The following is a 25,972-nucleotide window of genomic DNA, read 5'->3' on the forward strand; positions in this document are numbered from 1 at the left end:
TGACAACCCAAAAACCAAAACCCCTTTCAAAACTAAAATTTATAAAACGAATGTTAATAACCATAATCCTCATCTACCTAACCTTCGCTATCATCATTTATTCCCAAGTAGAAAAACTAATCTTCCTTCCCCCACCTTCCACCTATGAAGACACTGAAGAAATAATCAAACTAATCAGCGAAGATGGAACCAAACTTTCTGCAATTCATCTATCAAATCCCGATGCTAAATACACTATCCTTTACGCTCATGGAAACGGTTCCGATTTAGGTATGATTAAACCCAGATTAGAACAGTTAAAAGATATTGGTTTCAGCGTCTTAGGTTACGATTATCGCGGTTATGGAACTAGCGAGGGAAAACCGTCAGAAAAAAATGCTTATAAAGACATTGATACGGCTTACAATTATTTAACCCAAGAACTAAAAATACTACCCCAAAAAATAATACCTTTTGGACGTTCTGTCGGAGGAGGTTCGGCAATTGATTTAGCAGCGAGAAAACCTGTTGCTGGCTTAATTACCGAAAGCACTTTCACTTCTATATTTAAAGTTAAAGTACCTATTAAAATTTTACCTTTCGATAAATTTCCGAATTTAGAAAAAATTAAAAGAGTCAAATGTCCGGTATTAATAATGCATGGAAAACTTGATGAAGTTGTTCCTTTTTACCACAGCGAACAATTATTCGAGCAAACACCTTCACCAAAACTTTCCTTATGGATTGAAGATGCTAAACATAATAACTTCCCATATGCAGCGGGAGAAAGATATACAAAAATTTTGAAAGAATTTATCGAGTTAGTTAATAACTATAACTCCATTTCTTACTCCCCTCTCCTTAATAAGGAGAGGGGCTGGGGGTGAGGTAATCTCCCCTCTCCTTAATAAGGAGAGGAGCTAGGGGTGAGGTTTCACAAGTACGATAAAACACTAATTGACATTAACAAAAATATATGCCAGAAGGTCCAGAAATTAAACAAGCAGCCGATAAAATTGCTTCTGCTATAACCCACTCCCCCGTAGAAGAAATATTCTTCGCATTTGAGCGTCTCAAACCTTATGAATCACAATTAAAAAACCATCGCATTACAAAAGTAGACACAAAAGGGAAAGCGATGTTGATTCACTTTGACAACCAACTTACAATTTACAGTCACAATCAACTTTACGGTAAGTGGATGGTGCGTAAAGCTTATGATTATCCAAAAACTAACCGTCAGCTACGTTTAGCAATTCACAATCATCAAAAATCAGCGCCCAATAGATTGCAATCAGAAACAATTAGAAAAACTCGCTGAAGCGGCGCTTTCTGTCCCCAAACAATCCTACGAAACTAAAGGTATTACCAACAACCTTGAATTAGCTGCTGAATTGAAATCAAAGGGATACAAGCGACAGGAATATCGTCACTGGGTATTCGGAAGGGAGGTTAAACCTTGCTATATTTGTAGCACGACTATTATTAAAGACACTACAGCCGGAAGGCGCTATTATTATTGTCCGCAATGTCAAACGCAATAGCATACTTTCTATAAATAATTTTATTTTTCAACGAAAAAAATTTGTTCGCAAAGTTATATTTATTCAATTTGATAAATGATTTATAAAAACTACTAAATTTTTTATTTAAAATTCACTCGCTTAAAAGTTGAATCAGTTTCATGTCGATTCTTAAAAATCAAATGTAAATATTCTTGACAAAAAAAGTTTTCTCAATATTGTTTAGCAGTAACTTGAGAATTAAGCTCTTTGTAAAATCTAAATTGTTCCTTGTTTACAAAGATGTAATATTAAAAGAAAGTAAATAATCACTTTGAAGTAAATTTTTGTAAAATAAGTTAATTAAATAATAGATTGATAAAAGTTGTAAACATGATTTTCTATATATTCGTAGTTTGAATCACAAAATGCGAAATATAAATTAAAAACTTTGTCCAGCATCTCATTTTTAGTTCTAAAATTGCTCTATATTAATCATTAATTCTGAGAGTTCATCAAGTAATAACTCAATATATTAAGTTTTTTTTCGCACTGGCATTATGTTGTCCTTTAATACCGGACGTTGCTGTTTAAATTGTGTATCCTGAAAACAACTAATCAAATTTTCACGAAACAGAGGTCTAATGACTCCTAAAATTATGCGTCAAGTTTGGTCGGTAGTCGAAAAAACTCAAACCAAGACACTGTTGCAAATGGATGATGCCAGCTTGGTTAAGTTGTTAGTAAAACAAACAAAAAACCAAGCATCGTTAGAAGATTGTCACGAAGCCGATGTTCTTTGCGATTACATTCAATCCCGACTTCCTCTAATCCGCGATATTGCTCATGAACGCCAATACAAATTACAGTCAACGTTCAATTAACGAACAAATTGTTGAAACATCATCGCTTTGCGGTGAAATGAAAGGACATATAAGCTTTTATCAACTGCTTTCGCTACAAAGAATAGAAGTATCGCCAATTATGAGCATGGTAGGTATCCTTCCACCAAACAATCAGAACCTACAATCCTCATCTCTACACGTTCCAAAGATAGCGCTTGAGTCATTGTAGTTAAACCTAAATCTCCTACAGGTGTGGGAGCATTACTCCCACCAATAATTTTTGGAGCGATAAATGCTAGAACTTTTTGTACTGCTCCTTGAGCTATGGCATTAGCAGCCAGAATTCCTCCACATTCCCATAGCACGCTACAAAAACCCAAATCATATAGGTAAGCCATTGCTTTTTCGGGTGTGAGTGGTGATAATTCCACCACTTTTACGCCTTGTTTTCGTAAATTTTCTTGTAAATCTGGCTTAGCTCCGAGCTCTGTTAATACAAGGGTGGGTGATTCCTGAGTTTGCCACAAATGTGCTTCTCTAGGTAAATCAAGAGTGCGACTCATTACGACTCGCAAAGGATTGTGTGCCCCAGCTAAGCGAGAAGTTAAGCGAGGATTGTCTTGGCGCACTGTGTTGCCGCCAACAATAACAGCATCAGATCCAGCCCGTAATTGTCTTACTACAGTGCGGGCATCTTGGTTTGTTACCCAAGCACTGTGACCAGTTGTAGTGGCGATTTTACCATCCAAAGTCATAGCGTATTTCAAAATACCCAAAGGCTGCTTATAAAGGATTCGATGAATAAAGCCTTCATTTAGCTTACGGCAAGCTTCTTCTTCTACTCCTGAAACCACCTCAATACCAGCTTCTTGTAAGCGCTGTATTCCACCTCCTGCAACTAACGGATTTGGATCTACCATACCTACCACAACTTTTACTACTCCTGCGGCTACTAGAGCCTCCGAGCAGGGTGGTGTACGTCCGTGATGATTGCAAGGCTCTAAGCTGACGTAAATGGTAGCTCCACGAGCATTATCTCCAGCTGCTTTGAGTGCAAAAACTTCTGCATGAGGTTCTCCGGCACGAGGATGAAAACCTTCCCCAATAATTTCCCCATTTTTGACAATTACTGCTCCTACCATTGGATTTGGTGAAGTACGCCCCAAACCACGACGAGCCAGTTCCAAACAACGCCGCATCATAGTTCTGTCAAAATCACTTCCTACCGCTTTCACTGGCGATCGCTTTGGGTAGAGCAATTCAAATTCGTCTACTTTTTCCTTCTCGATATTAGATATTAATTTATCTGCACTAGGATTGGCAGGAGAATCGTTCATAATAAATCAGTATTTTTGCGTGAATATAGTTCATTTCCCAGAAAAATCGGAAAATGAAAGCAATTCGGAAAGAGGAGTTGACACAAGCCCATATACAAGGCTGCAATGTAAAAGCTCCACTTAACTTCTTGCATCCATATTGCCAGAGGCAGCATGATAAATTCCAACAAAATTAAGGAGGAAGGAATCAAACAGCTTTTTAGTGCGATTCCTTCCTCCTTTTTGAAGATGAGGGGATTTTTTTTTAGTAGCGAGTAAACTATGCTCTATGCCCTATGTCCAATTCCTAATTAAATCAACTAGATTGTTCTGCTAACTTCAACTGCTGCCACCAACGATTTAAAGGATAATAAACCACGGGTGCCCAAAGACTGCTGAGAATCGCGGAAGCTAGAGTCACCTTTTTGTAATATGCCCAGATGACATCCGAACTAGCAGTACCTGCCCCAATTAGCTGCAAGGCAAAGATGGTATCCGATAAAATAGCCATTGCAAAAACAATCAAGGCAATTGAAATAAAGTCTTCTTGGATGAAACGCTGTTTCTGAAATAAACCGATTAAAAAACCTACCACACCTAAACTGACAGCATGAGTAGGCTGGGGTGATGTCATTGCATCTTGAAGCAAACCCAAAATTACCCCAGCGAAAGCACCTTGTAATGCCGAACGCTTGACACTCCAAGCTACAACCCAAATCAACAGCCAATTAGCCCCAATCCCCAATAATTCCATACCGGGAAAGCGATTTGGCAATAGAAATAAACATAACAATACAGAGCCAGCAATTACAGCCCAATCAGTAGTTTGACGCAAGCGGGGATGCCAGCGAGAAAGGGGTTTGATGTGCTGTTTCTTCGATTTTTTGCGTCGGGATGGAGGCAGTCCACTGGTTTGTCTTTTCTTCTCTTTCTCCCGAAATTTGGGAATTTTCATTGACTATAGCCTTGCTGTCTGTCTTATTTCTGTGTGTCTTTGTTGTTGGGTGCTGGATTTGTCGGCTTAGAATTAACCGTTACCCAGTCAAGAGAACGAATTGGGGGAAAAAGTTCTATTGTTGCAACTGATGCAGGAAGTCTTTTTAAATCCAATGATTTGATTTTTCCGATTGGTACACCTGAAGGGAACTTAGAACTGTAAGTAGATGTAGAAACCACGTCTCCCGGTTTCACATTTGGTACTTTTTCATAAAATTCCAATACCGCATCAGCAGAGCCATCTCCTCGTAAAATACCTTTAGCTCCAGTACGACTGATGTTAACTCCTACTTGTGAATTCATATCGCTGATTAGCAAAACGCGGCTAGTATTAGGAGTTACGCTATCTATTAACCCAACTAAACCACCTTCTGCCTTGACTATATAACCTTTCTTGATTCCTGAAAGGCTACCGCGATTCAAAGTCACCTGTTGCCACCAATTATCTGCACTACGTCCAACCACGCGAGCCGGAATAGTAGGTGTATTTTTTGGTTCTTTTTCAACGTATTTTAATAAAGCCTTAATATTCTTATTCTGGCTTTCTAATTCAACGATTCTAGCTTGCAGTTCCTGTACCTTAGCATCCTTCAAGTATTCTTGTTGATTCGGTTGGGTTTGGAATACCTCAAGCGGACGAGCAATACCATCGTAAAACTCAACTAAAACTTCACCTTGAGTTTGGCGAATCAATACAGCACCACCAACTACCAAAGCTAACAATCCGAACTGTAACCCAAAACGCTCCCACCAGCGACGTGCAGTAAACATATAAACCTTTGTATACAAGAAATTTTCTTAATGAATTTTTGAGCTTTAATTCGCTTAGTTTTAAGTCAAAATTTGTTGAAAGGAGGTCTTAATCCCCATTAAAAAATATAACTGCGAATTGCGGCAAATATTCCATCTGCGTTCCCCCAGCGAAGGAGATTGCAAATTAATTTAATAATTTTAATAAGAAGATATTGGATTCTATACAGAATCCAATATCTTCTGGCAGAACACACTCTTCTCTAGATATTGCGAGAACGTGCGCTGAATACCCGTTCCAATTGCTTGAAATTTTCTAACACGCGCCCAGTGCCCAAAACTACACAGCTTAAAGGGTCTGCTGCAACGTGTGTTACAATTCCTGTTTCATGGCTGATTAAAGTATCTATACCCTTGAGCAAAGCACCACCACCAGCAAGCATAATGCCCCTATCGATAATATCTGCTGCTAGTTCCGGAGGTGTGCGCTCTAAAGTTCGCTTCACTGCTTCAATAATAACCGAAAGTGGTTCCGCCATACTTTCACGGATTTCTGGCCCTTTAATCGTAACCGTTCTTGGCAAACCAGAAAGTAGATGCAAACCTCGAACTTCCATCATTGCTTCTTCATCGTCATGAGTGGGATAAGCAGAACCAATACGAATCTTGATATCTTCTGCTGTACGTTCCCCAATCACCAGATTATGAACTTTCTTCATATACTGGACAATTGATTCGGTTAATTCATCCCCAGCAATACGTACTGATTCGCTCAGTACGGTACCTTGAAGACTCAATACCGCAACTTCAGTGGTACCACCACCAATATCAATAATCATATTACCAGTAGGCTCTGCTACCGGTAGTCCTGCTCCAATGGCTGCTGCTACAGGTTCATCGATTAGATAAACTTCTCTTGCCCCTGCTTGAGAAGCAGCATCCATCACAGCCCTTCTTTCAACACCAGTTACACCGCTGGGGATACCAATTACAATCCTGGGTAAAACTAGAGATTTACCTTCGTTTACGCGCTGAATAAAATTCTTCAGCATTAGTTCGGCAGTATCAAAGTCAGCAATTACACCATCGCGCAAAGGACGCAAGGCAATCACATTTCCGGGAGTCCTACCGAGCATTTTCTTCGCATCCTCTCCCACAGCCAGCGCTACCTTTTCGTTTTGGTCGATGGCAACAACTGACGGCTCTTGGAGTACAATGCCTTTACCAGAAACGTAAACGAGAGTGTTGGCAGTACCCAGATCGATACCCATATCCCGCGACAAGGAAAACTTACTGAAAAGACCCACGCGTTTCTACGCCCCCTATTCTCGCTACTTTTTACAACGTCCGAAATACCGAATCGTGCTGGATTCTATTATTTTTTTTGACCTGAGTCTAGTAAAGCAGATTAACTTTTGAAATATCTTTTCCGAATCTTTACCATGTCCGGGTCCCTTTGATTTTTTATTCCTCGTTTTACTAAACCCATCAGTATGCTTTTGCAATTTAGGTATAGTCATTTTTATCATCTAATTGATAAATTTTGTTGTCAATTATTTAACACTACGTCAAATGTGTTCTAATCCGCTATTATATAAATCATCATTTCAAAGTACACCAGTACTAAAAACACAAACATATGAGTATTAATGTTGTCCATCTTGTAGGTCGTGTGGGTACCGACCCCGACATGAAATATTTTGAATCTGGTAGTGTTAAGTGTAGATTGACCTTAGCGGTTGACCGTCGTAGAAAAGACAGTGGACCTGACTGGTTTAATCTAGAACTGTGGGGAAGAACGGCAGAGATTGCTAATAGTTACGTGCGTAAAGGGAAACAAATCGCCGTAAAAGGTTCCTTAAAATTGGATAGCTGGAACGATCGTTCCACAGGTGTACCTCGTTCATCACCAGTTATTAACGTAGATGACTTACAGTTACTAGGCTCTAGGAGGGATTCTGAAGCTGACATGATGAATAGCAGCCCAGAACATTTTTAATTAGTAGTTAGTAGTTAGTAGTTAGTAGCTAGTAGTTAGTAGTTAGTCGTTAGTAGTTAGTCGTTAGTCGTTAAGACTTAATAGTTTCTACTAAACTGATGAAACAAAAACTAAAAACTAATAACTAATAACTAATAACTAACAACTAATAACTAACAACTAAAAACTAATAACTAATTCGTAAAGTAACAGATGCCCCCACTTCTTGTTCGCCGCCAATTACAGGAGTGGGTGCAGCTTCTGCCATTGCTGCTGTAGGTGCACTTCTTCTATACATTACAGGTTCTGGCATTGAAGCATTATTAACTTGAATATTAACTATTTCTTTTGCTGTAAAACCCAAACTAGAGAAAACAGCATTAGCTTGTTTCTGAGCGTCTTGAGTTGCTTCTTTTAATGCTTGTTGGCGTGCTTGAGTAATTTCTTCTTCAGTAGCTACAAATCTAATGCTATTAATTCGTGTCGCACCAGCTTTTATGGTTTCATCTAATAATTTGCCAGCTTTATCCGTTGGAATGCGAAAACTTACGGTGTTGGTAGCTTCGTATCCCTGAAGTTTTCGTACATTATCCTTGTAGCTGTATGTAGGATTTAGTCTAATACCAGTAGTTTGTAATTTATCTACATTTCGCGATTTGAGTAATGCGACTACAGCATTGGACTTACGAGCTGCTTCTTGCTGCACGACATTAGCAGCTTTACCTTGAACCTGAACGCCTAAACTCACCTTAGACAAGCTTGTAGGAATTGTCTCTGTTCCTTGTCCCGTAACAGTTAAGGTTCGTAACATTACTTTTTCTTCTGCCCAACCTGGTTGAACGGAAGTAACACTGAAAAACAACGCGATAGGTAAAATTCTCCAGAATTTTTGGTAATTCTGATGTTTGGACTGCGATAATTTTATTTTATTCATAATATTTTTACCTCAAGTTAAATTATCATCTTGTGATATTCTGTTCTAGAGTATTTACTTAATTTGAATGTTCCTCTGCCGTAAAATTAGTTTTGGGCTAATAAAACGGCAACCCGCATAGAAAAAGATTTATGATTTAATTCGATTAAAAAATCATAGTCTTAATATCATATTGCGAGGACATATTATACATGAATTGGCTGTTAAAAACCGAACCTAACGAATACTCCTATACTGACTTAGAAAAAGAAAACACTGCGATATGGGATGGAGTCAAAAATGCTCTGGCTCTAAAAAATATGCGTGCAATGCTTCCAGGAGAAGAAGCATTTATTTATCACACTGGTAAAGAGCGGAGGATTATAGGAATTGCAAAGGTTGCGAGTATTGCATATCCAGATCCGAAATTAAACGATCTAAAAAGACTGGTTGTAGATATACGAGCCGAGCGAAAATTACCCGAGCCTGTTACTCTAAAGCAAATTAAGCAAGATGAAAAATTTATAGGTTTCGACTTATTGCGATTACCAAGACTATCAATTGTTCCAGTTTCACCTCAACACTGGCAGCACTTGTTAGAGCTTGCGGGAATTAAAAGTTGATATCAAGCTTGCTAGAAACTCACAAACATCAAGAATTATCAAAGCTGATCGTGCCGAATGCTGATTTTTTTGTTCCTGTTACTACGATTATCTATCCAAATGTTTTAATCGAACCGTTATAAGCAATCATTCCTGGTTTAATTATGCCAACTTTCCTGATTGAAGTTGCGATCGCAGGTAAAGTTATCACAGGTTTTAGTGTTTTTAATCAACCCAAATCAATCGAAATTGCGATTGGTGTGGAAATGATTCTTTTGGGTTAGTGGATGTTTAAGAGCATTGATTGCGACGCTGGAATCTTCTCTAAATCATTCAAGGGTAGTAATCTGGTAACGATAGTTACTCTAATTACCTTTAAATCGTCATACTCTATTACAATTTAGCTTGTCTCAACAAGCAGGTAGAAATATTTATGAAATAGAGTTAGAACCTTCAACAGTTTATTTATGTTTAGTGTTCAAAAGCTTTACCCAACCCTTACAAGAATTCCTAAAACTTGTTTTTTATTTTTTGTCCTGAGTTGATTGCCAAGCAATTGCTTTACTCTTCGCAAGGAGAAGCCAATTAAAAATACATCAACTTTCTCGTCCGATATTAATAATCGCGAATCTTATAACCTGAAATTGTGAATTGCATAAAACATGTATCATTGTGTAAAAGTAGCTAAGTATTATTACTTCAGTAAATGATTTCTGAAGCCATCTATGCTTGAGTACTTATTATACCAATGGAAACTTATGTCTCAAAATCTCCGTCCCATTAAATTGTAATTTTTAGGAGTTTTTGGATTTAGTAAGACACGATACTTGAATATTTTTTCAATTGTTGCATCTCACCGTACTATTTTAAAGCTGATAATTCAACGGGCGTGCATTGATTACCGCTTCATTTCCCCATTTGACAAATTTTTACCCATCAAAGTGTTTCTAACTAGCATTGACTGCAATAGTTAATTCTGGTTATCTCTTTGTGGGTGTAATTATTATGCTTTATACGATACGTAGAATTTGATTGCTACAACGATATACAACCAATTTGTTTCTCATGCTAGAATTTCTTGCCAACAGCTAATTGCACCGTTTTTTTACAAGCATTTTTCGCTGTGGACTTATATTAGTAAAAAATTGTCTACCTCGGCAATGCTACTGGTAACATATTTATCTTTGAGACAGTCTGAGGTTAGATAGTACGAGCAATAATTGAAACTTTTAATAGATTGATTAACCGCTATAAAGTAAATGCGACTCAGGAGAAAGCACTGTGAAACTACACTGGTTAATACCCGGGACCTTTTTAACTGTCTCCCTGTTATCGTCGCCTGCGGATGCAGCAAAACTTAAATCTTGGGATTTTGACGCGAATCAAAATAGTCTAGAATTTAACACTGATGCTGCCGTACAACCAAAGGCGCAACTAATTTTTAACCCGACTCGTGTGGTAATTGATTTACCCGGAGTTGAATTCGGTCGTCCGCAGCTAAAAAAATCTGTAGGTGGTGCTGTTCGTTCTGTGCGTATCGGTCAATTTGACCCTAAGACCACGCGCATGGTGGTAGAATTAAGCCCCGGTTACACTCTAGACCCGAATCAAATCAAATTTGAAGGAATTAGCCCCAGTCGTTGGAGAGTCAAATTACCATCGCCGCAGCTAGAAAGGGCAAATTCTGAAGAGAAAAGCATCTACAGTGTAGTGCGAACGAGCAATACCTCACCTAGCAATACATCCAACAGCAATCAAACAGTAATTAAAACTGCTCAAGGAACCGCTCAAATAGAAAGAGTACTTCCGACTGGTGATGGTTTTTTCGTGCGTACAAGTGGTGGTAAACCTTCTGCTGTAAAAGTTAATCGCAATGGAAAAGAATTTATCAATGTAGATATTTCTGGGGCTAGGCTATCACCTAACTTACCGCGAAATGAATTTCCGATGAATCGTTTTGGCGTAAGAGGGGTTGAATTTAAACAATTAAACTCAACAACAGCTCGTATAATTTTGAGGGTGGACAAAAATAGTCCTAACTGGAGAGGCTCAATTAGTAGTTTTGGCGGTATAGTTTTGCTGCCGAATGGCCCAGTTAGCAGATCGCCTATAAATAGCAATCCAAGCCCATCAGTAAATCCACCGATATCTTCGCCACCACCAGTGGCATCAATTAATAGTTCTGTAGCTGAAATTAAATCTGTAGAATTAGATAATAGCGGTAATAAATTAGTTGTTAAAGCGAACAAATCCTTATCTGGAAGCACCAGTGGATGGGATAGAACTACTGCAATGTATCGCATCCTCATTCCCAATGCCCGTTTGGCATCTTCTGTAAAAGGTCCAAATTTTAAGCCCAACAGTTCGGTTTTACGAGTACGTATACGACAACAAGATGCAAATACTGTTGCTATCTACATTTTGCCAGCGTCTCGGGTTAGTTTCGGTAGACTTGATGTCAGAGGCGATCGTATATCTTTACCATTACAGCGTACTAGCGCAGTTAGACCACCAGTAATTCTGCCTCCCATTCCACAACCAAATCCAGTCGCGGGTTCCAAGCCAGTCCCGGTTCCTCCTAAGCCCAAACCAAAACCAGCGCCAAAACCGGCTCCTAGAGGGCGAGTTATTGTTATGATTGACCCCGGACATGGTGGTAAAGATCCAGGTGCAATTGGTATTGGTGGATTACGAGAAAAGGATGTAATTTTACCTATAAGTAAGAAAGTAGCTGAAATATTGCGAAAGAATGGAGTTAATGCGGTACTCACTCGTAACAGTGACTTTTTTGTCAGCCTCAAAGGACGAGTTGTCATGGCAGAAAGACGCGATGCCGATCTATTTGTCAGCATTCATGCTAATTCTTTAGGTTTAAGTCGTCCCGATATTAATGGTTTAGAAGTTTATTACTATAACAGTGGCAAACGATTAGCCGATGCTGTGCGTAAAGGTATTACCCGAAAAGTGAAAGTTAGAGATAGAGGAATACGACGAGCTAGATTTTACGTACTCCGCAAAACTTCTATGCCAGCAATTTTGGTGGAAACTGGTTACGTAACAGGCAGAGAAGATGCTGCAAAGCTAAAACAAACTTGGTATCGAAATAAAATGGCAGAAGGCATTGCTGATGGTATTCTTAGGTACTTAAAACGTAAGTAAAAATATAGAAATACATTTAAGTGATTCGGTAAAATTGGGTAAATTTACTCATTATAAATTGTCAGCTTAAATTGAAAAGAACGGTTATTATGAGGGAATTCTTAGCTTACGAGCAAGGATTCCCTTATTTTTATTTGTTTGCCTATCTTATTTTGGGATTGGCTTTGATCAAATCTGGTAAAAAAAGATTAAATTACAATCAGTTAATTGATGAAGATAAATTTGATTCCAATATGATTCTAGGTGGTTATTATGTAAAATGCGGTGAATAAGTTCGGTATTTCGCTAATATCTATATTCGTTGCTTTCATGCCTCTTATACCTCAAAAATTTATCCTGCGGTTGAGAACAAACGATAATTGAATCATCGGCATTTTCAAATCGGCAAGCTCCTTAGTATACAGGCTTTAAATGCAGTGATGGCTGAAAATATATTTCCATTTGCCTCCATATATTGCCCAAACTAAAATATTATTTTTTGTAAACTGGGGAACAAATTCTATCAAAAACACCATCACAAATCTTCTATAACATTCGCTTATTATCCCCATATTGAAACAACACATCTGCATTTGAATACCGAAGTCAAGTATAGTCAGAACTACTTAAATATAAATCTATTGATTAAAATCTTTATATGGAAGCAATAAGCACCTTTAGGAAAAATGTTTTTTACCAATACTGCTTATTTATTCAAAGGACAGGTCACTAACAAAAAGTTTGAGCCTTATCAAATGTTACCGATTGAATTTTACTGTCATATAAAACTTTAGCTCCGCCAGATATTGGTATAATCAAATGCTAAAAACCGTCAGAATGATGTCTTTGAGGCAGATTCAACGAAGAACTTCATGCTAAGGTTAGTGCGATTAACAATATTTTTGTTCAAGATAAATTATTCGCTACAATGCTTGCGGTATCTTCATCCAGAAATTGATAGCGACGCGACTCCGAAGTCGTTCGTAATTTAAGCATGAAGCACACTAACACTTTTACAGATTAATAGTTATCAATAAAATACCGATTAGGAGAAAACGCTGTGAAAATAAACTGGTTAGTATCTGGTACTACTTTTTTTTCTGTACTAATGCTATCGTCGCCCGCTCACGGCGCGAAACTGTCTTCCTGGCGTTTTAATGCCAATCAAAATAAACTAGAATTTCAAACCGACGGTGCTGTTCAACCCCAAGCACAATTAATCTTTAATCCAACTCGTTTGGTAATCGATCTGCCAGGAACGACATTTGGGCGACCCCAGTTAACCGAACCAGTAAGCGGTGGCGCTATTCGTTCTCTTCGTGTCGGACAATTTAACCCTCAAACAGCTCGTATAGTTGTCGAAATGCAGAAGGGGTATACTATTGACCCCACACAAGTAAAATTTGTCGGTATAACTCCTAGTAGGTGGACGGTACAGCTACCTGCACCAAAGCCCGAAGGAAATGCTGCTTCTCCTAGAGGTATTTACAGTGTAATCACTTCAACATCTAATACTGCACCACCAAAAACAATAGCTGCTAGCACTTCAAATGCAGCAACAAAAATTGAAAGCTTACAAGTTACTGGAGACGGATTCTTCCTTCGTACCAGCGGAGCGAAACCCAAAATTAAAGTAAATCGCAGCCGCGATCGCAAAGAAATTAACGTAGATATTTCAGATGCAACTTTATCGTCAGCAGTTCAACAAGAGATATCGGTGAACAAGCATGACGTTAGCCGCATTCAATTTAGCCAAGTTGACGGCAAATCGCCAGTTCTTCGCATGACTTTACAGGTAGACAAAAACGGTCCTGATTGGAGAGCTTCAACCAGTGGTAACAATGGTTTAATAGTTTTACCAAATCGTCTCGGAAGTAGGTTGTCTAGAAGTAATAGTTCTAGTAATTCTGAGAATTCTAGTAAAGATAATTCTAGTAACACTAGTGAATCTGATTCTTTCCCCGTTCCAGCAGTACAAACTGCAAGAAATAGAGTCGCAACAATTCAATCTATAGAATTAGCCGCTACAGGTACTCAGTTACTAATTAGAGGAAATCAAAATCTCGAAGCTAACGGTGGCTGGGACAGAAAATCCGGCTTGTACCGTATTACAGTTAATAATGCGAAATTAGCTCCTAAAGTTAAAGGTCCTAAATTTAATGCCAGCAGCCCAGTTTTGCGAGTCAGATTGCAGCAACTTGATAATGATAGAGTCGCTATTTTTGTCCAACCTGCTTCTGGAGTTCAAATCGGCGAACTCAATCAGCTTACTAACAGGCTTTTATCTTTAGGATTACAACGTAATCGCAGAGTTATACCCCCTACAACTTCTAGAGGTTTACCCCCCATATCTCGACCAATTCCCCGACCTCAAACACGTCGTCCGATTATGACTCTGCCACGAACTACATCACCAATACCAGGTTCCCGAGTTCCGTCAGGTAGAGTTTCGGTAATTATCGATCCAGGACATGGTGGTAAAGATCCAGGTGCAATTGGTAGAGGTGGTCTTAGAGAAAAAGACGTTATTTTACCTATAAGTATAAGAGTTGCACAAATTTTACAGCAAAACGGAGTGCAAGCAGTACTTACTCGCAATTCCGACTATTTTGTCAGCCTCAAAGGACGAGTAGATATGGCAGAACGAGGAAATGCCGATTTATTTGTTAGTATTCATGCTAACTCTGTAGGTTTAAGTCGTCCGGATGTCAGCGGTTTAGAAGTTTACTACTACAGTAGTGGTTATAATCTTGCCCGCAGTGTTCGTAGCGGTATCTTAAATTCTGTAAGCGTTAGAGACAGGGGAGTACGAAAAGCCAGATTTTACGTCCTTAGAAAAACTTCGATGCCTGCAATTCTGGTGGAAACGGGTTATGTTACAGGACGGGAAGATGCAGCAAAACTTGCTTCTCCTCAATATCGAGAACAAATGGCACAGGGGATTGCTAACGGTATTCTCAGCTACATTAGAAGAAGATAGGTGAAAAAAAGTATTATCACACAAATAGCTGTATTGTAGTATATTTACTGGAATACGGCTAATTTTCGTATTTTTGATATTATTCCTATTAAATAAAAATTTGAACAAATTTGCAATGCTAGAAGCTTGTACTTATCTAGGAAGTACATACCTTTGATATTTATAAGATACTTAATCGTATCGGAGATTACCTACATTTAAGTCAGAAATATAGTAAAAATTTCAGTATCTTGAAAGTTAAGATGTAAAATTCTCTTTCATATCGGATTTAGTAGTTCAAACCTTGAAGTTTCTTCTAAATCCTCCGTACAAAATTCAAAAAATATTATCAAAATCTGCCTGTGTTTTCATCTTCTATCTTTGAAGGCAATCTTTACCATTTATCTCAACAAGAACCCCAACGTGCCCCCATTGGTATCTTTGATAGTGGTGTCGGTGGTTTAACGGTGCTACGGCAACTTTACGAACAGCTGCCATCCGAATCAATCATTTACTTTGGCGATACAGCTAGACTGCCTTACGGTATTCGTTCTCAAGAAGAAATTATTCAGTTTACCCGTGAAATTATCTTCTGGATGGAAAGTCAAGGGGTAAAAATAGTCATTATGGCTTGTAGTACAAGTTCGGCTTTAGCATTAGAAACAGTGCGTTGCGAATTCAAAGTACCTATACTTGGACTTATTTTACCAGGTGCAGTTTCAGCAGTGAAAGCCGGTAAGCGTATCGGCGTAATTGCGACACCAGCCACAGCTAAAAGCAATGCCTACAAGCAAGCTATCCAAGAAATTAATAGCAATGCTCAAGTCTGGCAAGTTGGTTGTCCTGAGTTCGTTCCCCTTATCGAACAAAACCGCGTCGATGACCCTTACACTAAAAAGGTAGCGCGTTCTTATCTAGAACCCTTACTAGATCGGGACATTGATACTTTAGTATATGGTTGTACTCATTATCCTCACCTGGCTACTCTACTGCGATCGCTGCTTGGTGAATCAGTTCAATTAGTAGATCCAGGAAAAAGTGTTGTTGAAGCTTGTGTTCAAGAACTAGATTTATTGGGATTGAAAAATAATTTTCCGCCTTTACCAACTAAATTTGCTGTTAGCGGAAGTCCGCAGCAATTCGCTCAGTCTTCTGTTCAGTGGCTGGGCTGTACTCCAATAGTTGAATCAGTAAATTTAGAACATTTAGATTCTAGCCACTTTCCTCAAGATAGTGGTGGCTTAATTAGCTATTGATAGTCACAAATTTCAATAATTTAACTAAAATGCAATACAGCACACCATATGGTGTGCTGTATACAAATGAAAGTCAAAAATGCGCTTTGATTCATTCCGCTGTATTTATAGACATCTCAGAAGAATAATCACCTTCCTTGAATGAAGAAACCGCTGTTGCCCCAGTTTTTTTTATTATTTTCTTTGCAACAGCTAAGAATACATATACAGCAAATAGATAACCAGAAGCTAAGATAAATATCATCATAAAGTATACTTCCCCCGACAAGTTTTATTTTCAATCCCATTCGCACAGCTAAAATAGCCGTCTCATCTCAACACAACAAATATTGCTTATAGCTTTCGCTACAGCTTTCGTGCAACCACACTTCGGGCTAAGTATTAATACTCCCCGAATTACTTATACTTAATTAGTTTTACAGGCTATGCCAGTAACAATAAAAAAGTTTGCCACTGTGCAATCTACCTAGCCTGCATTCAAACTGCGTTATGCAGTGCTTCCTCTTTTATACAACGAACAAACCTTGCATTCCCTAAAATGAGTACTCAAGATACGCCAATATATATCTTTTGGGCAGCACTTAACTATTTTTGGGGAACTTAACTTATTCGCTAACTAAGAATACGAATAATCCCCTTGGTTTGGTAATTTGACTTATTTCAACTCACTTACATCAGCCAAGTACTTGCCGCAAATAATAAAGCGACTTACTTTTCCTGAGTGAATATTTTAAGTATTTGAAATCCCTATATATAAGAGTAACATAAAAACTCTAACTTTTGAGGTAAATTAGTAGCCTAATTTAAAATTTTTAAAGTAATATTTTTTGCTTACTTGTTATCCCTATGCTTGGATAGTGTCATAAGTCATCTTCAAAGGATAAGCGCATTTTTGGCGCTGTTAGCAAAGATACTTGTGGCTGTATCGTCAAATGTTAAATTTTGCTTAATAAGAGCTTTTATCTGTAAAATGTAGCAAGAGATAAATTGTTTAGTACTGCGGCAGAAGTTGTATTCACAAGTAATTATACTTAGTATAATTATCTCAAATTAATCAAATAAAAAATTTTGCTTTGTTCTAATCGATTATAAGAATAGACTATCTCTGTCCTTAAAAAAATACCCAGTTAAAATTCCCATTTTCCAATTTCTCAGAAAATAGGTTTCTTTAGGATTACTCAGGACGCTTCAATAAGTTAGACCTTAGTAACTCAAGACCAACAAACAAAATATTTAACAAACGTATTCTATTAGGGATATCTTATTACCTGCAAGTGCCTTATATCGTTACAAACCTTGCTTTATAAGTGTTTAAGCCCTTTTAATTTTAAGATTGAAGCCTAAATCAAAAACTCTGAACGCGAATAAAATTTGGTTGTTGATGCGCTTCTATATAATATTCGCCGGTCAGTGGATTTTAATGCTGACTATATAGTAAATTCAATGTTCATCATAAGAATACAACGCTTGATACCAATAGATCGTTATATACAAGAGCCGATTTAAACCTTCATCTCAACACCAACATTTAGAGAATGCTTTGAGAAAAGGCACGAGGTTATCTTAAAATGGGTATAGGATATGTAAACTTTCGTAACTAAAGTCAGAGTCCGCCCATTCATGACCCCAGCCACCTCCTTGTTTTCCCCTGTGGAAGCAGACCTGCATATATTAGCAGATAACCTTAAACAGTTAGTTGGTAACGACCATCCCATTCTCAGTCTCGCTGCAGAACATCTCTTCGGAGCTGGAGGGAAGCGTATTAGACCTGCAATTGTCTTACTTGTATCGCGGGCAACAATGTCCAACGACGATATTACACCCCGTCACCGACGCTTAGCTGAAATTACGGAAATGATTCATACTGCTTCTTTAGTACATGATGATGTAGTAGACGAATCAGAAAAAAGACGTGGTGTTGATACAGTTCATAGTTTGTTTGGTAATCGAGTCGCAGTATTAGCAGGAGACTTTTTGTTTGCTCAAGCTTCTTGGTATTTAGCTAATTTAGATAATTTGGATGTAGTGAAATTGCTTTCACAAGTAATTATGGACTTAGCTACTGGGGAGATTTTGCAAGCGGTGAATAGTTTTGATGTCGATATTTCGATGGATACTTATCTACAAAAGACTTATTACAAAACTGCTACATTGTTTGCAAATAGTTCTAAAGCAGCTGGAATACTTAGCGAAGTTTCTCAACAAACAGCTGAAAATTTGTATGAATATGGGCGTAATCTTGGATTAGCCTTCCAAATAGTTGACGATATTTTTGATTTCACAAGTTCTACGGATACATTAGGCAAGCCTGCTGGTTCCGATCTTGAAGATGGGCATATTACAGCCCCTGTTATATATGCTCTGGAAGAAAGACCAGAACTAAAAACGCTTATTAAACACAAATTTACACAACCCGGAGATTTAGAAAAAGCTCTGACGCTGGTAGAAGATAGTAAGGGCATTCAGCGTTCTCGCGATTTAGCAGCCTCTAAAGCAAAACTCGCAGTAGAGCATATTGGACAATTGCCGTCTTCTCCTACTCGTCAAACTTTAATAGACATGGCTGATTATGTATTGAGTCGCCTGAATTAAAAATTGCGAAATATTATTTCAACATTTTTATTCGTGGGGAATTTGTTATCGGTTATTGATTTATTTTCAATCCCCTCCTAAAAGGGTAGGGGCTTTTGAAGTTCTGCGAATTTTCTTTTGTAATAAATCCTTAACTTATAACTTCTATGTGAAAGCATACTTTGGCAATACAAATGGGTATATCTTTTAACTATATTAGTTTCAGCTTCCAAAGAAAATTAAGCTATGTCAGGAGGAATATCGGAACTGCGGCGATTTTGTTGTAGCGAGCTTTCAATAATACTTTGTAATTGTAAACGTTCAATTTCTATAGCATTAGCTGTAGTGCCAGGAGTATCAAAAAAAATTATACTATCTACGGGTTGTAACGCTAATGTCTGGAACAAAATTTCAATAACTCCGATTGGTGCAGCTATCATGTGAGGGTCAAACCCAACACCAGAGGTAGTACTGACATCTTGTAACGTAGGATAAGCATAGATTACTTGTTTTTGTAATTGTGGATTGGTCTTGTGACTCAATGTTGTTAGAACCCAGTCTTCAGAAGGGTTTCGGAGTATGTAATATTGAGGGAAGTGTAATTTTTGAGCAATTTTAGTAAGTGCAGGAGCAATTGCCGCAACTAGTTGAGGTGTAATACCATCTTGGGGTGCGTTATCAATCAAATATTGAATTTGTGCTTGTAAATCCATAATTATCTGTTTATAGTTCGTGGGCATTAGCTATAAATTCTATGAAATGCGTTTCGATTTCCCTCACATAATGGGAATAATATATTCAGCCAAATTGATGAGAACGGGATAATTGGTTTTTACCAAAGCGTTTTAACGCACTACTAAATCAACCATTATTCCCACACAATATAGGTTGTAATGTTTGTCTATATAATCGGTCTTTTAAACAACTAGACTATGAAATCAGCCGCGACTACAACTATTCAGGGAGAAAAGTCTATCGGCGTGGAGGCGATATTTCAACTCCTATTCGGAGAACTTAAATCTTCAACTAAAGCTCATGAATCTAATTGCCATGAAGTGGCAACACGAATTGCCGCTGAAGTCATGCGGATTTGTCATGAGAGCAAACGTATCCAAGCTTCTGGAGATATTAAAAGCTCGGCGATCGCCCTAGCCCGACACCGGCTATCTCAGTGTATGAGATACTACCAATTGGGTTCCAATCGGGGTCGAATAGAGCTACACAGCACTTTAAGTGCAATTATTTATCGTTACATTAATCCGCCAAATAGACAACTAAGTTATCAAGGACGGTTAAGTGTAATTGAAGATTTTCTACAAAACTTTTACTTGGAAGCGTTGAACGCTTGTCGAAGAGAAAATAAGTTGGAACCGACTTATCGTCCCCAGACTCTTTTAGAATTAGCGGAATACATGGCGTTTACCGAACGCTATGCAAAAAGACGCATTCCTTTGCCGGGACGACAGCAGCAGTTGATTATTCTGCGGGCACAAACTTTTTCTCAACAGCAACCACCAGAAACCTGCGTTGATATAGAAAAAGCCGCAGAAGGCAGCAGCAACGATGGGGATGGTTCTTGGGAAGATCCTGCCGTACAGCAATTAAGATCGGCAATGGCATCTCAACCAGAACCGGAACCAACTGAGGAAACGCTGCGTTCTGTAGTGATTAACGAATTAATGAGCTATTTGGAGGAACGACAGCAAGGAGATTGTGCCGATTACTTTGCTTTACGTTTGAAAGATTTATCCGCTCAAGAAATTGAGTCAATTTTAGGTTTAACCCCCCGTCAGAGAGATTATTTGCAGCAGCGTTTCAAATATCATCTGATTCGGTTTGCTATGTTGCATCGCTGGGAACTGGTTCATGAATGGTTGGAAGCAGACTTGCATACCAATTTAGGTTTGACCGAATACCAGTGGCAAGTTTATATAGAAAAGCTTGACGATAAACAACGTTCTTTACTAGAACTGAAACAACAAGGTCAAGCTGATGTTCAAATTGCCAAAATCCTAGGTTTATCTATGGCACAACTACAAAAAAGGTGGTTTAAAATTCTCGAACAAGCTTGGGATATTCGTAACTCTTTTATGTCCGGATCAAGTGCATCTACTCATGAATAGTGACACAGAATCCTTACAAAACCAATTACTCGCTTGGTTGTTAGCAGAAGATGCTTCAACCGAGGAGGATTTTTTGGTCGAAAGTGAGGAAATTAACGGGGCTAAAACTAATTCTGCAAACACCGCTTCCACAAGCGGTGCTTCTGAGTCGGAACTGATGCCCTATCCTTTTCAATTGGGAGAAATTCCTGCTGTGCAAAAACGTTTTCAAGCCGTTCTCAAACGTCGGCTACAAAATCAAATTCAAGATAATCCTCCACTATTCCCTTGGGAATCACAACTGGTAGATTATCCCGATTATGTTGACAGTCCATCTATAGCTTGGGTTCCTGCTTGGGGATGGGCAGCACAACAATCTAAGCTGAGTCTGCCAATTCCGATGCCGGAGAAAGTTTTCCAGCAATTATTGGCAAAGTGTCAAGAATTACTTACATTTCCCGTGCCTTTGGGAGCCAAACTAGTTGGGGCTGTAGAAAGTTTATTCCCTAACGAGCCGCAGACACTTAATGACTTAGCTGGGATGGTATTAAGAAGTCCATATCGTTCTGCCGATACTTTAGAAAAAAGCACGACGCTAGAAGGCAGTTTTTCAGATTTACAGCCGCGTCAACAAATGGCACTATCATTATTGGCTGCCAAACAATTGCTAGAAAATCTGACCGTAACCATAGACGCTGCACAAAATGTAGTCGAAAAACAATGGCTAACGGATGTAGGTAATGTCACTTTAAGAATAAAGTATTACCAAGCTGCCGGAAAACTTTTGGTTGAAGCCCAATTACCTCAGCAAGGAACTTTGAAACTTGGAAAAGATGATTTGCAAGTTTGTGCAGAATCTTCTGTTTCAGGAAGTGTCAATTTAGAGTTGAATTCAGTTCACCAAGGGGCTACTTACACATTGGCTGTTGAGTTACAAGAAATGGATACTCAACCGCTAACATTTGCGATTGTTCCGACAAATTCGTCCGAACTTAGCTAACTAATAATTAACCGCTAGTATTTAGGTTTTCCTAACATACCTTTACCGGTTAATAAAATAAACAATGAATAAGAAAAGGTTTAGGGGTAGTAGTGAAACTGAACCTTTATTTAACATACAGGCACCCCCAAGCATAAAGCAGCTACTCAGATCGATACTACGCTAATGGCTTAATAGGAACTCTCCTTATTTAAGTTTAGTGCGTACAAATATTTTTGTGAGTACAGTGGGGTAATAAAGAAGACGGAAATTTGATTGAATGGATAGGTTCAGTGGGTATCTACGTGTAGAGTATTGGCGGCAAAAAATTCAGAATTCGTCGCCGATAGAAGTAGAAGATTCAATTACTTTAAGGGTGCTAGTTAGCGCTTTGGTAATTATAGGGATTGTGGCTACAGATGTAGCTGCGGAGGCTACATTTAGTTTTTGGGCAGTTCCTTTAAGCATGGTAGGCGGTATCTGGAGTTATTACCGTCGTAACCACAAGAATGTAGCGGCAAAATTTTGTATCGCCATCGGCATGCTGTTAGCACTGGGTGGGTTTTTCGGGCGATTAATCGGTGAATTAAACGATACCCGGCTTTTATTAGCAGAGTTGCTGATTCAACTTCAGGTGCTGCACAGTTTTGATATGCCTCGACGTAAAGATTTGGGGTATTCGATTGTAATAGGACTAATTTTATTAGGTGTTGCAGCAACGCTGAGTCAAACTTTAGCTTTTGCACCTGTGTTGCTGCTCTTTTTAGCTTTTGCTTTACCTACTCTTGCCTTAGACTATCGTTCGCGACTCGGCTTAGAACCGCTAGCATTCAAAAAACAACAATCGCAAAAAAAAGATATTAAAGCTTTTAATTTAAAATTTATATTTGTTAATTTTTCAATAATATTAGCTATAGGGTTGGCGATTTTTGCGGTTTTACCTAGAGTTCCCGGTTATGGCTTGCGGACATTCCCAGTTAGTTCGCCTATTGATGTTAAAGGCGACTTTACCGGACGTAAAATTGTTAATCCCGGTTATGTCCGTTCTGGTAATAATAACGGTCAAGGTAGTAGCAATGGCGACGAAAATTCTACAGGTGCAACCGGCGATCGCCAAGAAGTAGACGATAATTTTTACTACGGATTTAATACCAAAATTGACCAGACTTTGCGTGGTGAGATGAAACCAAAGGTGGTTATGCGCGTGCGTTCTCAGGCAGAAGGTTTCTGGCGAGTTTTGGCATTTGACCGTTACACGGGTAATGGATGGGAGATTTCTCGAAATGACCAAGTAAAGCGCCTCAAACGCTCCCCTTTTTCTTATCAAACTTTTCTAGAGCGCCCATTAATTATTGGCAAAACTAAAGAAGTAGTACAAACTTACACTTTAGTGTCGGAATTGCCTAACTTAATTCCAGCCATGTCATATCCCAAGGAAATTTATTTTCCGACACCGATGATAGCCGTTGATACAGAAGGTGGCTTGCGAGCGCCGGTTGGTTTATCAAAAGGTTTAACTTATACGGTACTTTCGGAAGTTCCTTACCGCGATCGCACTTTGTTATCGAAAGCCCCAGACAAGTACCCAAATAATATTAAGAATTATTACTTGCAGGTTCCTGCAAACATTTCTGACAAAGTTAAACAGCTTACCGAAAAAATTCTTGCTGACTACAATCGTCAACGGGTAGGTAAAACTGAGAAAAATCTTTCATCGCCTTATGAAACAGCTCTCTACCTTGCTCAATATTTGAAACAAAACTACATAGTTCCAAAAAATTTTATTGAAGCACCGATATTAAATGATGATGATGACTTAGTAGAAGCTTTCTTGTTTAAAAATAAAGGAGGGCTACCCGATCAGTTTTCCACAGTGTTAACAGTAATGTTGCGTTCTATCGGTATTCCAGCCCGTTTAGTAGCAGGATTTTCCCCTGGTGATTTTAATCCCTTCACAGGGATGTACGTAGTCCGCAACACTGACGCTTACGCAATGACAGAAGTCTACTTCCCTAAATACGGTTGGTTTGCTTTCGATCCTATACCCAGTCATCCTTTGATTCCTCCATCAATAGAAGAAATTCAGACTTTCTCGGTATTGAGACAATTTTGGAATTGGATTGCTGGCTGGCTTCCTTCTCCAGTCACTGGGTTCCTCAACGGTATATTTGGAAATGTGTTGAGCGCTGTTACAAGATTTATATCTTGGTTCTTCTCCTTATTCTCCCAAGGTATTTTCGGCATAGTAAGCGGATTAACCTTGTTAACCTCTGTTTCCTTGTTCTGTTGGTTGGGCTGGGACAAATGGAAAAAATGGCGCTACCGGCAATTCCTAGGTAAATTACAGCCTATGGAAAGACTTTATCGGCAAATGCTTCAGTGGAATGCTCAAAAAGGTTTAACTAAACATCCTGCTCAAACGCCTTTAGAATATGCTCGGGTTTTAAACGAGCATAATTCAGTAACAACTGCTGAAGTTATAGAAGAAATTTCTCAGGCTTATGTAAGTTGGCGTTATGGAAAAAACCCCCCGGATATAAGTAGCCTGCGCCAAAAATGGCAGCAGATAAGAAATACTGCAAAAAACTAAGCCTGTATTTGTAATTTCTAATATCTAGAGTTATTCCTTAAGTCGTTTAATTAAAGGATTATTGACTTCCCCCCAATCATGCCGTTGTTTTATGGCGTCAGCGGAGCGTGAAGTTGTCATAGCTTAACGCCCCGCCCTATAAGGATACTGCTGGCGAATGGTATGTATCACCCCTCACCCGAACCAATCCATAGGGATTTTAAGCTATTAACAGGAGTGCGATACGCCAAGCGTCATGCCCCTGGCTTATCGCACTCCTCAAACCCTTATTTTTCGGTGATTAAGGGTCTTCTTGTTATTCGTCAGCAGTATCCTATAAGAGCTTCGGAGCGCTCAGTGCGAAGTCATTATGCAACGGCAATAAAGCGCGAAGAAAGCCTACACCGCTTTTAACTCCCCGCCCACCTACTTAATATCGAATTTCTATAGTTACATTTGGGTATACAGCAGTGTTTATTGATTAAAGAAATAAACTAAACCTTACTGGGGCACAGAGGAAAACAAACTTATTATTTAACTTCATCGAAAACTGCTGCATTAAACATAGGTAATTGATTGAAATAAAATGTTTCAAAACTTGCACTCAAAGATATTCTTTGACCTCTAAAGCGCAACTACCTACAGTACTATATTAATATTTATAAATTTATTTTCTTCTATTGATTTTATCCATATAGGCTTTTGCTATTCATACTTAGCCAATAATAAATGTGGAATTAACTCTATGGCCGAATAGAAATAGATAAGAATTTTATTAAGTCAGCATTAGGAAAAATAATTATAGAAAACAAGTAAATATTTATCTGTAGTCTTGTAAGGTAAAGAACATTTGAACGATTGATGTAAACTATCTTTATAGAAGCGTTTAAATCGATGAAGGCAGCTATCTCTAAGAATTAGAAAGTGAATAGGGGTAGTGAAACTGTCTATGAAGAACGGGGTAATATGTGAACTTCAAATTTTATCGGGAATCGTATAATACCTTGTTTCGGGAAAAGTTTATCTATATCTTAAGGAGTATTTTAAATAAAAAACTATCTTCTAATTATCAAAAAGGTTGCTTTGTAAATAAAAATAAAAGCAATTGCCAACAAAGCGCGTTGTTAGCGCTATTTTTTGGGGATAACATGGGAAATAGTTGCTTAACAAGGCATGATTAATCATGTCTAATCCTCACACACATTACATAGCATTTTTCTTATGGACATTCAGTTAATCAACATCGGTTTCGGCAATATTGTTTCTGCCAACCGAGTAGTTGCAATTGTCAGTCCAGAGTCAGCCCCAATCAAGCGAATTATTACCGATGCGCGAGATAGAGGTCAGCTGATTGATGCAACTTACGGTCGTCGGACAAGGGCTGTTATTATCACTGATTCGAGTCACGTTATCCTTTCGGCTATCCAGCCAGAAACGGTAGCGAATCGTTTCGTTATTTCCCGCGAGCATCATGTTGTAGATAACTAAAAATGGTATAGGTTACAATTCCGGTAAAG

The 25,972-nt window shown here is 38.5% G+C and carries 21 protein-coding genes; 14 read left to right on the top strand and 7 right to left on the bottom strand.

The features are described from left to right. The first annotated feature begins 50 nt into the window (after positions 1 to 50). From RIV7116_RS07625 to RIV7116_RS07635, 3 genes are all read left to right on the top strand, one after another. On the top strand, positions 51 to 866 hold the full coding sequence (locus RIV7116_RS07625; protein ID WP_232435771.1) for an alpha/beta hydrolase: 816 nt from the start codon (positions 51 to 53) through the stop codon (positions 864 to 866). 89 nt (positions 867 to 955) lie between these two features. Continuing rightward, on the top strand, positions 956 to 1,300 hold the full coding sequence (locus RIV7116_RS36335) for a DNA-formamidopyrimidine glycosylase family protein (protein WP_052330796.1): 345 nt from the start codon (positions 956 to 958) through the stop codon (positions 1,298 to 1,300). Between the two features lie 825 nt (positions 1,301 to 2,125). Further along, a complete protein-coding gene (locus tag RIV7116_RS07635; protein WP_015117711.1) occupies positions 2,126 to 2,365 on the top strand; it encodes a hypothetical protein in 240 nt (79 codons plus the stop codon). Positions 2,366 to 2,463: 98 nt separating this feature from the next. On the opposite strand, the gene ribD is transcribed toward RIV7116_RS07635, so the two are convergent. From ribD to RIV7116_RS07655, 4 genes are all read right to left on the bottom strand, one after another. Continuing rightward, a complete protein-coding gene (gene ribD / locus RIV7116_RS07640) occupies positions 2,464 to 3,528 on the bottom strand; it encodes a bifunctional diaminohydroxyphosphoribosylaminopyrimidine deaminase/5-amino-6-(5-phosphoribosylamino)uracil reductase RibD (RefSeq protein WP_063721480.1) in 1,065 nt (354 codons plus the stop codon). A gap of 430 nt (positions 3,529 to 3,958) precedes the next feature. Further along, positions 3,959 to 4,597 carry a rod shape-determining protein MreD gene (mreD, locus tag RIV7116_RS07645; RefSeq protein ID WP_015117713.1) on the bottom strand — a complete coding sequence of 213 codons (639 nt, stop codon included), beginning with the start codon at positions 4,595 to 4,597 and terminating at the stop codon, positions 3,959 to 3,961. A gap of 23 nt (positions 4,598 to 4,620) precedes the next feature. Continuing rightward, entirely contained in the window at positions 4,621 to 5,409 is a 789-nt protein-coding gene (mreC, locus tag RIV7116_RS07650) for a rod shape-determining protein MreC (RefSeq protein WP_015117714.1), read from the bottom strand. 242 nt (positions 5,410 to 5,651) lie between these two features. Further along, positions 5,652 to 6,659 carry a rod shape-determining protein gene (locus RIV7116_RS07655; RefSeq protein WP_015117715.1) on the bottom strand — a complete coding sequence of 336 codons (1,008 nt, stop codon included), beginning with the start codon at positions 6,657 to 6,659 and terminating at the stop codon, positions 5,652 to 5,654. Between the two features lie 368 nt (positions 6,660 to 7,027). Here RIV7116_RS07655 and RIV7116_RS07660 point away from each other — a divergent pair, with 368 nt between their 5' ends. Next, the gene (locus RIV7116_RS07660; RefSeq protein ID WP_015117716.1) at positions 7,028 to 7,387 is read left to right on the top strand and encodes a single-stranded DNA-binding protein; all 360 of its coding nucleotides are present in this window, start codon (positions 7,028 to 7,030) and stop codon (positions 7,385 to 7,387) included. Between the two features lie 166 nt (positions 7,388 to 7,553). Here RIV7116_RS07660 and RIV7116_RS07665 read toward each other — a convergent pair whose 3' ends face one another. Further along, positions 7,554 to 8,300: an SIMPL domain-containing protein gene (locus RIV7116_RS07665; RefSeq protein WP_015117717.1), complete on the bottom strand. Its 747-nt coding sequence runs from the start codon at positions 8,298 to 8,300 to the stop codon at positions 7,554 to 7,556. A gap of 191 nt (positions 8,301 to 8,491) precedes the next feature. Here RIV7116_RS07665 and RIV7116_RS07670 point away from each other — a divergent pair, with 191 nt between their 5' ends. The 5 genes from RIV7116_RS07670 to murI all read left to right on the top strand — a co-directional run bounded on the left by RIV7116_RS07670 (position 8,492) and on the right by murI (position 16,234). Continuing rightward, positions 8,492 to 8,902: an EVE domain-containing protein gene (locus RIV7116_RS07670; RefSeq protein ID WP_015117718.1), complete on the top strand. Its 411-nt coding sequence runs from the start codon at positions 8,492 to 8,494 to the stop codon at positions 8,900 to 8,902. A gap of 1,260 nt (positions 8,903 to 10,162) precedes the next feature. After that, positions 10,163 to 12,040 (top strand): N-acetylmuramoyl-L-alanine amidase, encoded by a 1,878-nt coding sequence (locus tag RIV7116_RS07675; protein ID WP_015117719.1) that lies wholly within the window; start codon positions 10,163 to 10,165, stop codon positions 12,038 to 12,040. An 89-nt stretch (positions 12,041 to 12,129) separates the two neighbouring features. Continuing rightward, complete coding sequence (locus RIV7116_RS07680; RefSeq protein WP_015117720.1) at positions 12,130 to 12,312, top strand: hypothetical protein; 183 nt, start codon at positions 12,130 to 12,132, stop codon at positions 12,310 to 12,312. A gap of 767 nt (positions 12,313 to 13,079) precedes the next feature. Further along, a complete protein-coding gene (locus RIV7116_RS07685; protein WP_015117721.1) occupies positions 13,080 to 14,999 on the top strand; it encodes an N-acetylmuramoyl-L-alanine amidase in 1,920 nt (639 codons plus the stop codon). Between the two features lie 341 nt (positions 15,000 to 15,340). Then, entirely contained in the window at positions 15,341 to 16,234 is an 894-nt protein-coding gene (gene murI / locus RIV7116_RS07690; protein WP_015117722.1) for a glutamate racemase, read from the top strand. A 91-nt stretch (positions 16,235 to 16,325) separates the two neighbouring features. Here murI and RIV7116_RS36340 read toward each other — a convergent pair whose 3' ends face one another. Next, positions 16,326 to 16,481: a hypothetical protein gene (locus tag RIV7116_RS36340; RefSeq protein WP_015117723.1), complete on the bottom strand. Its 156-nt coding sequence runs from the start codon at positions 16,479 to 16,481 to the stop codon at positions 16,326 to 16,328. A 1,373-nt stretch (positions 16,482 to 17,854) separates the two neighbouring features. On the opposite strand from RIV7116_RS36340, the gene sds reads away from it, so the two are divergent. After that, positions 17,855 to 18,826, top strand: a complete 972-nt coding sequence (sds, locus tag RIV7116_RS07695; protein ID WP_015117724.1) for a solanesyl diphosphate synthase — start codon at positions 17,855 to 17,857, stop codon at positions 18,824 to 18,826. A gap of 218 nt (positions 18,827 to 19,044) precedes the next feature. Here the strand turns inward: sds and RIV7116_RS07700 are convergent, their stop codons facing one another. After that, the gene (locus RIV7116_RS07700) at positions 19,045 to 19,518 is read right to left on the bottom strand and encodes a hypothetical protein (protein ID WP_015117725.1); all 474 of its coding nucleotides are present in this window, start codon (positions 19,516 to 19,518) and stop codon (positions 19,045 to 19,047) included. Positions 19,519 to 19,737: 219 nt separating this feature from the next. On the opposite strand from RIV7116_RS07700, the gene hetZ reads away from it, so the two are divergent. From hetZ to remA, 4 genes are all read left to right on the top strand, one after another. After that, positions 19,738 to 20,928, top strand: a complete 1,191-nt coding sequence (gene hetZ, locus RIV7116_RS07705) for a heterocyst differentiation protein HetZ (protein WP_015117726.1) — start codon at positions 19,738 to 19,740, stop codon at positions 20,926 to 20,928. Then, positions 20,921 to 21,907: a hypothetical protein gene (locus RIV7116_RS07710; protein ID WP_015117727.1), complete on the top strand. Its 987-nt coding sequence runs from the start codon at positions 20,921 to 20,923 to the stop codon at positions 21,905 to 21,907. Before hetZ ends, RIV7116_RS07710 begins: the two co-directional genes overlap by 8 nt. 259 nt (positions 21,908 to 22,166) lie before the next feature. After that, the gene (locus RIV7116_RS07715; RefSeq protein ID WP_015117728.1) at positions 22,167 to 24,476 is read left to right on the top strand and encodes a DUF3488 and DUF4129 domain-containing transglutaminase family protein; all 2,310 of its coding nucleotides are present in this window, start codon (positions 22,167 to 22,169) and stop codon (positions 24,474 to 24,476) included. A 1,200-nt stretch (positions 24,477 to 25,676) separates the two neighbouring features. Further along, positions 25,677 to 25,943 carry an extracellular matrix/biofilm regulator RemA gene (remA, locus tag RIV7116_RS07720; RefSeq protein WP_015117729.1) on the top strand — a complete coding sequence of 89 codons (267 nt, stop codon included), beginning with the start codon at positions 25,677 to 25,679 and terminating at the stop codon, positions 25,941 to 25,943. Positions 25,944 to 25,972: the final 29 nt, after the last annotated feature.

The organism is Rivularia sp. PCC 7116, assembly GCF_000316665.1.
Taxonomy (GTDB): Bacteria; Cyanobacteriota; Cyanobacteriia; order Cyanobacteriales; family Nostocaceae; genus Rivularia.